This is a genomic window from Streptomyces sp. NPDC048462, assembly GCF_043200175.1.
Taxonomy (GTDB): domain Bacteria; phylum Actinomycetota; class Actinomycetes; order Streptomycetales; family Streptomycetaceae; genus Streptomyces.
This window is the reverse complement of sequence record NZ_JBICXG010000003.1, coordinates 581,719-594,225: the sequence shown is the minus strand read 5'-3', so window position 1 is coordinate 594,225 and position 12,507 is coordinate 581,719. Positions and strand designations below refer to the sequence as shown.

The window sequence follows — 12,507 nt, the reverse complement described above, 5'->3', positions numbered from 1 at the left end:
CGCCAATGCTCCGCATTCACTCCCTCCTCCGCCTTGCAGCCGCACGCACCGGACACCGCTCCCTGATCCGGCCTGATCCAAACGAAAGACCCTGGTTCGGCTCTGCCGTGCAGCAGGGCCGACCAGCGGGCCGCGGAGAGAGCGCCGATCTGCGGGACGGTCGCCCCGGCGGCGAGACCGGCCGCCATGAGCGGCACCAAGGGCGCCGCCGTCAGGGCCAGTGCGACCAGGGCGGTGATCGCTGCGGCGTGTGCGCACAGGAGGGGAACGAGGACGCGCGGCTGTCCGAACCGGTCCATGAGACGGGCCGTCTGGGGGCCCACCAGGGTCTCCGCCACGGCGTACGAGCCGGTGACCAGGCCGGCCGCTCCGAAGGACCCGGTCTCCGCATGGACCAGCCGGACGATGCCGAGACCGGCCATGGCAACGCCGACCCGGGCGGGGGCCGCGGCCAGGAAGAAGGCCGCGGCACCGGGGGTCCGCAGGGCCGATCGGTAGGCGGAGTCCCCCGCGCCGGCCGGGCGGCAGGAGGAGGCGCCCGTCCCGGCCGGTCGCGGATGGCGAGGCCCCCGTACCGTCAGGCGGAGACGTGCGGTGCGACGACGGAACCAGTGCCGCGGTGTCACGGCGAACCTTCCGCTGCACGGTGGGACGGCCCGGGGAAGCGGCGCCCTGGGGAGCCGGCCCCGCCGCCAGGAGTCGTCCATGGTGACGCGGACGGGACGGAATCACGGTCCGCGTCGGCGTCGGCTCCAGCGCCGGCAGAAATGTCGAGTGGTGAGATCGGGAACCGAGATCACGGAACGGATCTCGCGGAGCACGACCATAACCGCGATGCGGGGCACGACGACAGCCGCGATGCGGGGCTCCGAGAAGACCGTGCGGGATTCCTCGTTCCCCCGCGCGCGTGGTTGAACGACGGCGACCCGTGCGGGTTACACGTACCGGTGGCACCGCCGTGATAGCCCTGGGACCACCCCGTGAGGGTGAGGACGCGGGTCAGGAGCCCCGGTGACCACGCTTCTGACGGGCAATCACCCGTAGCCCCGCAGGGCCGCCGAGTACAGCAGAGAAGGTTCATGATGCGTACCACCAGGAAGATCGCCGTCGCCGTCGCCGCCACCGCGCTGTTGGGCGCCACGGGCGGGGCAACCGCGCAGGCCGCGTCCGTGACGGCCGTCGGCGCCGCGCCCTCCGCATGCCGTCCGGCCAACCACCTCGCGAAGATCACCAACGCGCCCGCCAGTGCGGGGCACCGCCACTACCGGGTGACCCTCACCGCCCCGCGCGGCTACGACCCGTGCCGCCTCGCCGGTTCGCCCACCGATGTGCGGTTCTCGAACCACGGCGCGCAGAACAGGATCAGGGCCGGCCACTACGGCGACCAGCGCACGGCCGTGACCTTCGGGCCGGGGCACCCGGTGCACTTCGACATCCAGGTTCCCAACAACGGCAGCGGCGTCGTCGCGGACGAGGCGTCCTTCACGCTTCGGGCTCCGGGCGGGGAGATCCCGGGAACGTCCGTCGCCGAGGGCAAGCTCAAGGTGACGACCGGCACCGTCGTCGGTCCGGTCCGGCGCGGCGTCTGAGCCCTTCCGGGCCACACGCCCCCACGGCCTCTTCCGGCCCTCGCCTCCCCCGGCGAGGGCCGGCTCTTCGCGGTGGCCGTTCCAGCCCGCCGGAGTCCGCGCGCGTTGGCCGCCGAACTCGTGGCCGGACACCGGTCACCGGCCACACGGTTGGCGCTCCGCCCGGCCCCGATGCCTGCGGCGACTCGCGCACCACCCGTGACCAGCGAACGCACCCGCACGCCTCCGCTAGCATGTTCGAACTCGCGACGAGCGTCCCCATCGCCCGCCATTCACCGGAAAGTCGGGCTTTCCGGGACGAAGAGTGACGTACTAAACCAACATCTAACAAATCGGCCAAACAATTGATACCTATAGTATCGCGGGTGTTTTCGCGAATAAATAGCAGAACCTCGTTCGCCCAGTGGCGTCGGTCCAGGGCGATACTGTGGGGCACGGCAGCGGTGGTGACCCTCGGATTCCTCATAGCCCTGGAGATCGCCGCACGTCGTTACGGTCTGCCGGGGCCGATAACCACCCAGGCGCAAGAGGTAATAGTCGCACCCCAGTCGGGCTTCCTGCTCTACGCCAGCATGGCGTTGATGATGGTGGTGCTCACCTGGCGGCAACGCTTCATCGCGATGGGCACCGCGATAGGTATCGACGTCATCATCCTGCTGGTGCGCTGGGCGACCGATACCATGGTGACCCATGGACATCCCTTCGGAAACGGCGCGTTGTGGGTGATTCTGGGCTGCGGGATCATCGCCGTCACACGCCGCACGGGCCAGGAACGAATCCTGCTGCTGAAGGGCGTCGGCCTCGGCCTCCTGCTGGTGACCGGCCGCAAGACCGGTGACACCTGGCTGCTCATCACCTCGAAGACCCGCCCGGCGGTACTCGACCAGTACGTCGCGACCGCCGATCACGCGCTGGGCAACCCGTCGTGGCTGGTGGGCAGGATGGTCCAGGCGACCGGCCCGGTCGGGGACCACTTCCTCGACTCCGTCTACACCCAGCTCGCAGTCGCCGCGGTCGTCGTCGCGCTGTACCAGCTGCGCAACGTGGCGGCCGACCGCCGCTTCCCCGGCCACCACCTGGTGCGCACCTTCCTGGTCATAGGCCTCCTCGGGCCCGGCATATACGTGCTCTTCCCGGTGGTCGGCCCGATCTTCGCCTACGGTGCCGACGGCGGACACTGGGCGGTGTCCGATCTGTGGCCGAACACAACGCCGCGGATCATGGCCCCGCACCACATGTCGTTCGACGAGATCACCCCGCGCAACTGCATGCCCAGCCTGCACACCGCATGGGCGACGTGCATCTTCATCCACTCCCGCAAGGGGCCCCGGGCACTTCAGTACGCGGGCGCGTTCTGGCTGTTGGCCACGCTCTGCGCGACCTTGGGCTTCGGCTACCACTACGGCGCGGACATCATCGCCGGGGTGGTGTTCACCCTCACGATCGAGGCGGGTCTGCGCACGTTCGACCGAGGCTGGGACCGGTCGGGAGTCAAGCTCGTCGCCTACGGTGTCGGCGTGTTCACCGCGCTCCTGCTCTCCTACCGCTTCCTGTCGATGCAGATGGCCCACCACCCCTGGGTGTTCGGCCCGCTTCTCGTCCTGGCGATGGCCTCGGTGATCCACGGCTACGTACGGACGACCGAACAGTGGGAACCGAAGACCGCCCCGGTGCGGCAGCCGGAGCCACTGCCGGAACCGGTCTGAGGCGGTGAACCGCCGGGTGAGCTCCGCCCCCGGACGGGGCGGGGTTCACCCGAGGCCACTGCGGAGGCGCGGCGGCCCGTTCGGGGTGCCGGTCGACGACGTGGGCCGGCCCGAGACCCGGTACGCCCGCGAGAGCGGTGACCTGGTCGCGGGCGACGGCGCCCGCGCCGACGAGGGCCATGCGGTGGTCGCCCTCGCGCTGTCCTGTCGGTTCGTCGCCACCCATCGACACGTCCCCCCGCTCCCGGCCGACGCTCTTGGGTAGCCTGCGCCCGTGGAAATCGAACTGAACACCGGCAACTGGCTGGCGGACACCCGGACGTCCTACGACACCGTGGCCGACAGCTACGCGGACCAGGTGCGGAACCTGCTGGACGACACACCTGAGGAACGCGCCGTCCTGGCGCTGTTCGCCGGCCTGGTCCGCGAGAACGGCGAGGGTCCGGTCGCGGACGTGGGGTGCGGCCCCGGAAGGATCACGGCCCACCTGCACGGACTGGGCGTGGACGCGTTCGGCATCGACCTCTCCCCCGGGATGATCGCGGTGGCCCGGCGGGACCATCCCGGCCTGCGGTTCGAACCCGGGTCCATGACGGAACTCGCCCTCACCGACGGCTCAGTGGCCGGTCTGGTCGCCTGGTACTCGCTCATCCACGTCCCCGACGAGGAGCTCGATCCGGTCCTGGCGCACTTCCATCGCGTACTGCGGCCCGGTGCGCCACTGCTGCTCAGCTTCCACGTCGGGGACGAGCGGAAGCTGAAGACCGAGGGGTACGGCGGGCACCCGATGAACGTCTACGTCCATCGCCGCCTGCCGGACCGGCTGGCCGCCCGGCTCGACGAGGCCGGGTTCGACGTCGGGACGCAGCGGACACTCACCTCGGCCGAGAGCAGGCTGGGCGGTCTCCTCCTCGCGCGCCGCCGCCCTGACGCCCGGTAGGGCAACGTGCCGGGAAACGGGCCCGCGAGCGGGACGGTTCAGGGGCTGATCTCCGGGTGGGCCGGGGAATTTCCGCTGGGGGACGGGCAAGTCGGAAGGATCTGTTGAGTAGTCAACTCCCCTCCTCTAATGTCTCGTTCATCGATCGGCCGCCCTCGGCCGGGAGTGCGCCACATGGAGCCCAGCTGCCCTGAGGGGCGGCCCCGAGAAGGGAGATCCACCATGGTCAAGCACTACATCAAGTACGCCTTCAGCACGCTCACGGCGGCGATGTTCGCCAGCATGGTCTGACGGATCAGCCCCGGCCTGGACCGGGAGTTCAGCCCGGTCCAGGCGCCAGGAGGCTCCCTTGTTCGCAACCGCGCTCAGCCAGCTCCGGTACGGCGCGGCGATCCTGCGCAACCGCCGTATCCGCCCGCAGGACCTGGAGCGCATCGCCCGGGACCTGGTCGCGACCCTCGCGGAGTTCGGCGAGCCGGGCGCCGACTCGGCCCTGCTGCCCGGCCGGGCCGGGGCCGTCGACCCTGCCGTACGGCGGACCGTGACCGAGCGCAGCCTGCGGGCGACGGCGCGGGCGGCGGCCCGGCACACGGCGTACTACCGCCGAACGTTCGACGACTTGGCGCTCGACCCCGGCTCACTCACCCCGGACACCTGGGACCAGGTTCCGGTCACAGCGAAGGCCGCCCTGCGCGGCCTGCCCGCCGCCTTCGTTTCCGCCGTCTCCGCTCCCGCGCTGATGGCGCTCACCACGGGGACGAGCGGCACCCCCACCACCGTCTGGTACTCCCGGGCCGAGGTGGAGATCGCGGTGGCCATGAGCACGGTCTCGGCCGTCCTCGGCCTGGGCCTGCGCCCCCGTCACACCGTCGCGTACGCGGGGTGCTCCCGGGCGACCCTGCCCCTGCTCAACGTGGCGGAGTCGGTGACCCGGATCGGCGCCTCGTTCGTCCAGATCGGCACCGTGGACCCGGCAGTCGCGCTCGACCGGCTCGCGACCCCGCTCGGGCTGCGCGGCAAGGCCCCGCAGATCACTCACCTGACCGTCTCCGCCTCCTACCTCTCGGCTCTCGTCGAGGAGGCGGAACGCGGCGGCCGGCATCCGTCGGACTTCGGCCTGGAGTCCATCGGCGTCGGCGGCGAGGTGCTCTCCGATCCGCTGAGGGAGCGCGCGTCGGCGGCGCTCGGCGCGAAGGTCTCCACCTCGTACATGATGACCGAGACCGTGCCGTCGGGCGGGACGCCGTGCGCCGAGGGGCATCTGCACCACACCACCGAGTTCGGGCATCTGGAGATACTCGACCCCGTGACCCACGCGCCGACGCCACCGGGCGCCGTCGGTATCATCGTGCAGACCCCGTACGTCCCCTACCGGGACTGCACCCTGCTCCTGCGCTACGCGACGGGCGACCTCGTCCGGCTCCCCGTGGGCGCGCCGGAGTGCGAAATGGCCCACCTGCCCGCGACCTCGCCGGTACTCGGCCGCTGGACGGGTCCGCTCAGCCGCGACATCACCACCTGGTCGGTGCTGAACCTGCTGGAGGCGGAGCCGGACATCCCGCTGCCCGCGCGCTACGCCCTGGTGGACGGCTCCGCCGGTCCGCGCCTGCACGTCCTGGTCCGCCGGCTGACCGCCGCCGGCCTGCTGGGACGGCTGGAGGAACGGGCCACCGCCGCAGGTCTCGCGCTGGACGCCGTCGTGCTCCATGACGACCCGGCCTCGATGCCACCGACCGGCCCGGTCCGCGCCGATCTGCGTGAGCGCACCTTCGAGGCGGTCCGCCCCGCCGGTACGCGTGTCGTGAGTCCGGCATGAGCGCCGTCGCCCTGGTGGGCCTCAACGTCTGCGTCGCCGCGATCACGGCGGCGGGCGCCGCCTACTTCGGCCGGATCCGGATGCCGCGCCCGCCGGTCGGCCGCTACGAGCTGCCCGACGTCGCCGTGGTGTCCGTCGTGGTCGTGGCCGCTCCCCTGGTCTATCTGGAACTGCCCCGCGCCGCGGTGGCCGTCGTGTTCGGGCTCGTCCTGTGCGCGGCGCTCCAGTTCACCCTCGCGCCCCTGTTCGGCGGGGGCCGGGCCTGGGTGGTCGCGCTGGGCTCGGTGGCGGCCACCGCCGGGTGCGCGTTCACCGGCCGGACGCTCGCCGTGACGGTGCTCACCGACGTGCTGCTCGCGATCGCCGTCGTGGGGGTGGCCAACATGTGGGCGCAGAGCGGTATGCGCTCGGCCCATGCCGCGTGGTTCGCGGGCGTGCTGGCCTGCTACGACCTGGTGGCGACGGGGCTCACTTCGGTCATGGACCGGTTCGCCGCCCAGGTCATGGGGCTGCCGTTCGCCCCGTTGCTGGCCCTCACCCGGGGCGATCCGCCGGTGGCACTGGGCCTGGGTGACCTGCTGCTCCTGGTGCTCTTCCCGCTGGTGGCGGTGAAGGCCTTCGGACGTGCCGCCGGTCTCCTCGCAGCCGGAATCGGCCTCGCGGTGTCGGCGGCGGTCAGTGCGCTGTTCGCCCTCGGGGCGCTGACCGGGGCGTTTCCGCTGCTCACGGCGCTCGGTCCGCTGATCGTGCTCCAGCACGTGCTGTGGGTGCGGGCCCGTGGAGCGGAGCGGACCGTCGCCGAGTGGCGCGCGGGAACCCCGGTGGCTGCGGCCGCCGCCGCTCCGACGGGCCCCGACCCGGAGTTGTTCAAGGCTCTCGAACCCGCCGATGCCGATGGGGTGGGGGCCGGCCTGCCGGACGGCGGCTGGCTCGCGGTCCTGGACGGCCGGGTGGTGGGAGCCGGTGCGTCGCCGGGCCAGGCACGTGGGGACGCGCGGCTCCGCGGCTGCGCGTCGGTGCCCGTGGTACGACAGCGGTGACCGGCCTCTCCCCGGGCCCGCCGGGGCTCTCGACGGCGCACGCGGGCGGCCGCGGCCCGTTACGTACTCTTGAGGCATGCGCATGCGCCCCACTCTGAGCTGGGCCCCCACCGAGGACCTCCCGCCCGCCACCACCGACCTGGAGCCGGTCACCGATGCGCTGGGCGCCGGCGGTGTGCTGGTGCTCAGCGGGGCCGGGATCTCCACGGAGTCGGGCATCCCCGACTACCGGGGCGAGGGCGGGAGCCTGAGCCGGCACACCCCGATGACGTATCAGGACTTCACCGCGAGCGCACAGGCCAGGCGCAGGTACTGGGCGCGCAGCCACCTCGGCTGGCGCACCTTCGGCCGGGCCCGCCCCAACGCGGGACACCGGGCGGTGGCCGCGTTCGGGCGGCAGGGCCTGCTCTCCGGGCTGATCACCCAGAACGTCGACGGCCTGCACCAGTCCGCCGGCAACCAGGACGCGGTGGAGCTCCACGGAAGCCTGGACCGGGTCGTCTGCCTCTCCTGCGGCACGATCAGCTCGCGCCGCGACCTCGCCCGCCGGCTGGAGGAGGCCAACCCGGGCTTCGGGCCGGTGGCCGCCGCGATCAACCCGGACGGTGACGCCGACCTCACCGACGAACAGGTCGGGGACTTCCGCGTGGTGCCGTGCACGGTCTGCGACGGGGTCCTCAAACCGGACGTGGTGTTCTTCGGCGAGGCCGTGCCGCCCCGGCGGGTCGAGCACTGCCGCGAACTGGTCCGCGAGGCCTCCTCGCTGCTGGTCCTGGGCTCCTCGCTGACGGTGATGTCCGGGCTCCGGTTCGTCCGCCAGGCGGACCAGGCCGGAAAGCCGGTACTGATCGTCAACCGGGACCCGACCAGGGGCGACCGGCACGCCGTCACCCGCGTCGCGCTCCCGCTGGGAGACGCGCTCACCGCTGTGGCCGGCCGGATGGGCGTCCCCGTCCCCGACGGTACGGCGGCAAACAGCGAACCTGCCATCGAAGGAGATCCATGTCCCGGACGAGCCGCTCCCCCTTCCTCCTCGCCGGGCTGATGGCCGGGGCCGGGGCTCTCCACCTGGCGGCGCCGAAGGTGTTCGACGGGACAGTTCCGAGGGTCCTGCCCGGTACGCCGCGTGCGTGGACGTACGGGAGCGGGGTGGTCGAGTTCGCGCTCGCCGCCGGGCTCGCCCACCCCCGGACGCGGCGCGTCGCGGCCCGCGCGACCGCCGGGTTCTTCGTCGCCGTCTTTCCCGCCAACGTGCAGATGGCCCTCGACGCGCGGCACCGCCCCGCCCTGTCGAGGGCCGCGACCCTCGGCCGGTTGCCCCTGCAGATTCCCCTGGTCATGTGGGCCCGCAAGGTCGCCCGTGCCGAGGGCGCTTCACCGAAGTGATGCCGCCTGTCGGTCCGCCGGATCAGCGGACCTCGGTGACCCGGTGCTCCTTGAACTTCGCGCAGTTGGAGTTCTCCACCGACACGTACACGTTGCCGATGTTGCCGCCCCAGCTCACGCAGTGGCCCCGGCCGTAGACGTAGCCGGGCCCCGCGTAGGACGTGTAGTTGCCGGAGTCTCCGGCCCACTCGTCGGTGTCGGGGACGTAGACGGACGTGGACATGCTCTTGGCCGCGCCCGGGTTGGCACGGATGGTCGCGACGCAGTTCTTGCCGTTCGCGGAGTTGTAGGTCAGGTAGACGGTGCCCTGCGAGCCGACCGGTGCCGAGTTCACGGTCTTGTAGGCGCTGCCGCAGACCCCCTGCGGCGTGACGTTGGGCGCGGCCGACGCGGTCGTGCTGAGCACAGCGGTGGTGCCCAGTACCAGCGTGGCCAACGCACCGACAGTCGCGACATTACGTACGCTTCGCATATATCCCCCTTGTGGTTCCGAGAGCGGATTACTCCCACTTGATGTGACCCTCGAACGACAAGGATGGTTGTGCCGGATCCACCCGGAGATGCCAAAGCACTCGCGATCGGCACCACTTGGAGAAAGTTCCGCCGGGACCGGTCCGTTTCCGCAGCTCACCGGAGCGGCTAGAGGTCTATACCACTAATGAATCGGAAAACTATTTACCATCCGCGCCCCCCTGTGGCTCACTGTGTCGTGTTCGCGTCATATGGACGCGCGTAGATCCTCTGCACCTCTCCCCCCACCGAGCAGGAGGAATCCATGCTTTCCCGCCGCCTCTCCCTCACGTCGTCGCAGCCAAGACTCACCGTGGCCGGTGTCCTCGGCGTGAGCGCCGCGCTGACGCTCAGCCTGATGTCGGGCACCGCCGCCTCGGCGCCGCTGCCCTCCGACAGCACCGTGCCACTGGGCAAGGGCTACATGGGCGTGGGATACGTCCAGGACAGCAAGGACTTCAAGCCGGACACCCGGCAGCCGGGCCTCGGCTCGAAGCCGGACGCGAACCTCCTGGCGAACCCTGTGGGGATGGACGTCTCCAGCTATCAGGGCAGCATCAACTGGACCTCGGTGCGCGGCGCGGGCATCGAGTTCGCCTGGATGAAGGCGACCGAGGGCACCACGTACAAGGACCCGACCTTCAGCACCAACTACCTGGGCGCCTACAACGCCGGGGTGATCCGGGGCGCGTACCACTACGGGCGTCCCGACGTGTCCGGCGGCGCGGCGCAGGCGAACTTCTTCGCCGACAACGGTGGCGCGTGGTCCCGCGACAACCTGACGCTCCCCGGCGTACTGGACATCGAGGGCACCTGCTACGGCAAGACGCCCGCCGCGATGCAGTCCTGGATCCTCGACTTCTACAACACGTACAAGGCCCGCACCGGCCGTGATGTCGTCATCTACACCAGCCCGAGCTGGTGGAACTCGTGCACCGGCGGCTGGAGCGGGATGTCCGCCAGGAGTCCGCTGTGGGTTGCCCACTGGACTTCCGCGGGCAGCCCCAGCATCCCGACGGGCTTCCCCTTCTGGACGGTCTGGCAGTACACGTCGACCGGCTCGGTCAGCGGCATCTCCGGGAACGTCGACCGCGACCGGTTCAGCGGTGACCGCTCCCGCCTGCTGGCCCTGGCCAACAACACGCCGTGACCGCGGGCCCCGGGGCGCGGTGACCGCAGGCGCGGTGACCGCCCCCGGGGCCGGCTCCGGCCGGGCCCGGCCGGGCGACATCTCGCGAAGGAGAGACCCATGAGCTCGACACCACAGCCGATCAGCAGGCGCGGCGCCCTGCTCGCCGGAACCGCTGCCCTGGCAGGAGGGCTGGGACTGGCAGGCCGTACGGAGGCGGCCGTACGCCTGCCGGAGAGCGCCCGCTTCCCCTTCGCCGCCCTGACCCCGCCGCAGCGCGCCGGCCAGTGTGTCATCCACTCCTACCCCGGGCTCACGCCGCCGGCCCGGCTGATGGATGCGATCAGTGAGGGCCGCAGCGCCGGGGTGATCTTCTTCACGGAGAACATCAAGAGCCTGAGCCAGATCGAGGGCGTCATCCAGGAGATGAACGCCGCGAACGCCGATGCCCCCACGGGCGCCCCGCTGCTCCTGATGACCGACCAGGAGGGCGGCATGGTGCGCCGTCTGCCCGGTGAGCCGGTGCTGTCCGCGAAGGACGTCGGCGCCTCCGCGGACCCGGAGGGGCAGGCGGAGTTCACCGGAGCCGGGGCGGGCATGAACCTCGCGGGCGTCGGCATGAACGTCAACCTGGCGCCGGTGCTCGACGTGTACCGCACGGCGGGCGACTTCACCGACCAGTACGAGCGGTCCTACAGCGAGGACCAGGACGCGGTGGCGGCCTGCGGCTCGGCCTTCATCACCGCGCAGCAGGATGCCGGGGTCGCGGCCACCGCCAAGCACTTCCCCGGCCTCGGCCCCGCCTCCGCCAGCCAGAACACCGATCTGGGTCCCGTAACGCTCGCCACTTCCGCCTCCACACTCCGCAGCGTCGACGAGGCGCCCTACCGGGAGGCGATCTCCGCCGGGACCAAGCTCGTCATGCTGTCCTGGGCCGTCTACCGGGCGCTGGACGCGAACCGGCCCGCCGGCCTGTCCCCCACTGTGATCGGCGAGCTGCGCGACCGGCTCGGCTTCCGGGGCGTGACCGTCACCGACGCCCTGGAGGCCGGGGCCCTCAAGGCCTACGGCTCCACGGCGCAGCGCGCCGTACTGGCCGCGGCGGCCGGTATGGACCTGGTCCTGTGCTCGGCCCGGGACGCCGCTCAGGGGGATGCGGCGGTGACCGCGCTGGGCGAGGCGCTGACGGCGGGCACCCTCGACGGGGCCCACTTCGACGCCGGTGCCGCACGTGTCAGGGCGCTCCGCAACGGCCTGGCCTGAGCCCCGGCCCGGCGGCCGATATCGCGGCCGCTATCGGTTCGATCACGCCAAGGTCCGGCCAAGGACCGGTAATAGGGTCACCTGATAGCTTAGGCCGAATCGCAGGCCGGAACGGAGGTACGAGGGGCAGTCCGACCCTGACCCGGGCAAGGGCACCCCTCAGATCACGATGCTGCAAGTACACAAGCTTGAGCGCTACAAGGACGATCAGGGAAACGAGATCGTCTATGACGGTGAGATCCGTGAAGCCAAGATCGATATCCGGTTCAAGGGATCGAACAACAGACTTGTCATCAGCCCCAAGGCTGACGTCAAGGACCTGCTCGTCACCTTCGCCGGGGACAACGGCCAGATAGACATCGAACAGACCACGAAGAAGCGCGCAGGTCTCCGCTTCGAGCTGCGCTGCGGGCACGAGTCCCGGATCCGGATCGGCGAGAACGTGGGCTGTGCCGGCCGCACCTTCCTCTCCGCCGTCGAGGGTGTGTCGGTGACGATCGGTGCCGATGTGATGTTCGCCAAGAACATCGAGGTACGCGGTGACGACACCCACCCGATCTTCGACGTGCACACCGAGAAGCGGGTGAACCCGTCGCAGTCGATCGTGGTGGGCGAGCACGTCTGGATCGCCAAGCACGCGGTCGTGATGGGCGGCGTCACCATCGGCAACGGCTCGGTGATCGGCTTCCGTTCCATCGTCACCTCGTCCATACCCAACAACTGCATCGCGGTGGGAGCGCCGGCGCGGGTGGTACGGCGGGACATCGCCTGGGAGCGTCCCGAGGTCGTTTCCCGCAGCCCCAACGAGCTGTATCCGCGCAAGGGCGAGAAGTCCGCGCAGTACTGGAACCCCACCTCCGGGGAGGACGTTCCGGGGAAGCCGGTCATCCGCCAGCAGCCCAAGGCTCAGCGGCGGTTGCTGGCCCGGGTCCTGCCGGGCCCGGTGCGGCGGATGGCCAGGAAGTTCCGATCCACCTGACGCGCACACCCGCCGCGCTTCGGTGACATCGCGCGAAACGGCCTCGGGGCCCCCCGGGGGGGGGGGGGCGGGGGCGGGGGGGGGGCGGGGGGGGGTGGGGGGGGGCGGGGGGGGGGGGGGGGGGGGGGGGGGGGGTGGGGCACACGGGG

General features: G+C 71.3%; 12 protein-coding genes and 1 pseudogene. 11 read left to right on the top strand and 2 right to left on the bottom strand.

From position 1 onward, the window contains the following. A pseudogene (locus ACGFU6_RS08580) lies at positions 1–626 on the bottom strand (hypothetical protein); the annotation flags it as partial. 453 nt (positions 627–1,079) lie between these two features. On the opposite strand from ACGFU6_RS08580, the gene ACGFU6_RS08575 reads away from it, so the two are divergent. The 8 genes from ACGFU6_RS08575 (at position 1,080) to ACGFU6_RS08540 (ending at position 8,477) form a co-directional block, all read left to right on the top strand. Next, entirely contained in the window at positions 1,080–1,589 is a 510-nt protein-coding gene (locus tag ACGFU6_RS08575) for a DUF4232 domain-containing protein (protein WP_393609053.1), read from the top strand. Between the two features lie 443 nt (positions 1,590–2,032). Then, positions 2,033–3,295 (top strand): phosphatase PAP2 family protein, encoded by a 1,263-nt coding sequence (locus ACGFU6_RS08570; protein ID WP_393609051.1) that lies wholly within the window; start codon positions 2,033–2,035, stop codon positions 3,293–3,295. A 16-nt stretch (positions 3,296–3,311) separates the two neighbouring features. Then, complete coding sequence (locus ACGFU6_RS08565; protein ID WP_393609050.1) at positions 3,312–3,560, top strand: hypothetical protein; 249 nt, start codon at positions 3,312–3,314, stop codon at positions 3,558–3,560. 21 nt (positions 3,561–3,581) lie between these two features. Continuing rightward, on the top strand, positions 3,582–4,235 hold the full coding sequence (locus ACGFU6_RS08560) for a class I SAM-dependent DNA methyltransferase (protein ID WP_393609082.1): 654 nt from the start codon (positions 3,582–3,584) through the stop codon (positions 4,233–4,235). A 349-nt stretch (positions 4,236–4,584) separates the two neighbouring features. After that, the gene (locus tag ACGFU6_RS08555) at positions 4,585–6,051 is read left to right on the top strand and encodes a phenylacetate--CoA ligase family protein (RefSeq protein ID WP_393609048.1); all 1,467 of its coding nucleotides are present in this window, start codon (positions 4,585–4,587) and stop codon (positions 6,049–6,051) included. After that, a complete protein-coding gene (locus ACGFU6_RS08550) occupies positions 6,048–7,091 on the top strand; it encodes a hypothetical protein (protein ID WP_393609046.1) in 1,044 nt (347 codons plus the stop codon). Before ACGFU6_RS08555 ends, ACGFU6_RS08550 begins: the two co-directional genes overlap by 4 nt. 76 nt (positions 7,092–7,167) lie before the next feature. Next, the gene (locus tag ACGFU6_RS08545) at positions 7,168–8,136 is read left to right on the top strand and encodes an NAD-dependent protein deacetylase (RefSeq protein ID WP_393609044.1); all 969 of its coding nucleotides are present in this window, start codon (positions 7,168–7,170) and stop codon (positions 8,134–8,136) included. Continuing rightward, entirely contained in the window at positions 8,094–8,477 is a 384-nt protein-coding gene (locus ACGFU6_RS08540; protein WP_393609043.1) for a hypothetical protein, read from the top strand. Before ACGFU6_RS08545 ends, ACGFU6_RS08540 begins: the two co-directional genes overlap by 43 nt. 22 nt (positions 8,478–8,499) lie before the next feature. Here ACGFU6_RS08540 and ACGFU6_RS08535 read toward each other — a convergent pair whose 3' ends face one another. Further along, positions 8,500–8,949 (bottom strand): spore-associated protein, encoded by a 450-nt coding sequence (locus ACGFU6_RS08535; RefSeq protein ID WP_393609041.1) that lies wholly within the window; start codon positions 8,947–8,949, stop codon positions 8,500–8,502. 303 nt (positions 8,950–9,252) lie between these two features. On the opposite strand from ACGFU6_RS08535, the gene ACGFU6_RS08530 reads away from it, so the two are divergent. The 3 genes from ACGFU6_RS08530 (at position 9,253) to ACGFU6_RS08520 (ending at position 12,358) form a co-directional block, all read left to right on the top strand. Further along, positions 9,253–10,137, top strand: a complete 885-nt coding sequence (locus ACGFU6_RS08530) for a GH25 family lysozyme (RefSeq protein WP_393609039.1) — start codon at positions 9,253–9,255, stop codon at positions 10,135–10,137. A 99-nt stretch (positions 10,138–10,236) separates the two neighbouring features. Then, the gene (locus ACGFU6_RS08525) at positions 10,237–11,379 is read left to right on the top strand and encodes a glycoside hydrolase family 3 N-terminal domain-containing protein (protein WP_393609037.1); all 1,143 of its coding nucleotides are present in this window, start codon (positions 10,237–10,239) and stop codon (positions 11,377–11,379) included. Between the two features lie 169 nt (positions 11,380–11,548). Next, a complete protein-coding gene (locus ACGFU6_RS08520; protein WP_393609036.1) occupies positions 11,549–12,358 on the top strand; it encodes an acyltransferase in 810 nt (269 codons plus the stop codon). Positions 12,359–12,507: the final 149 nt, after the last annotated feature.

Coding starts and splice junctions, on each gene's coding strand:
- ACGFU6_RS08575 (WP_393609053.1), top strand. CDS start 1,080: ATGATGCGTACCACCAGGAAGATCGCCGTCGCCGTCGCCGCCACCGCG.
- ACGFU6_RS08550 (WP_393609046.1), top strand. CDS start 6,048: ATGAGCGCCGTCGCCCTGGTGGGCCTCAACGTCTGCGTCGCCGCGATC.
- ACGFU6_RS08545 (WP_393609044.1), top strand. CDS start 7,168: ATGCGCATGCGCCCCACTCTGAGCTGGGCCCCCACCGAGGACCTCCCG.
- ACGFU6_RS08540 (WP_393609043.1), top strand. CDS start 8,094: ATGTCCCGGACGAGCCGCTCCCCCTTCCTCCTCGCCGGGCTGATGGCC.
- ACGFU6_RS08535 (WP_393609041.1), bottom strand. CDS start 8,949: ATGCGAAGCGTACGTAATGTCGCGACTGTCGGTGCGTTGGCCACGCTG.
- ACGFU6_RS08530 (WP_393609039.1), top strand. CDS start 9,253: ATGCTTTCCCGCCGCCTCTCCCTCACGTCGTCGCAGCCAAGACTCACC.
- ACGFU6_RS08525 (WP_393609037.1), top strand. CDS start 10,237: ATGAGCTCGACACCACAGCCGATCAGCAGGCGCGGCGCCCTGCTCGCC.
- ACGFU6_RS08520 (WP_393609036.1), top strand. CDS start 11,549: ATGCTGCAAGTACACAAGCTTGAGCGCTACAAGGACGATCAGGGAAAC.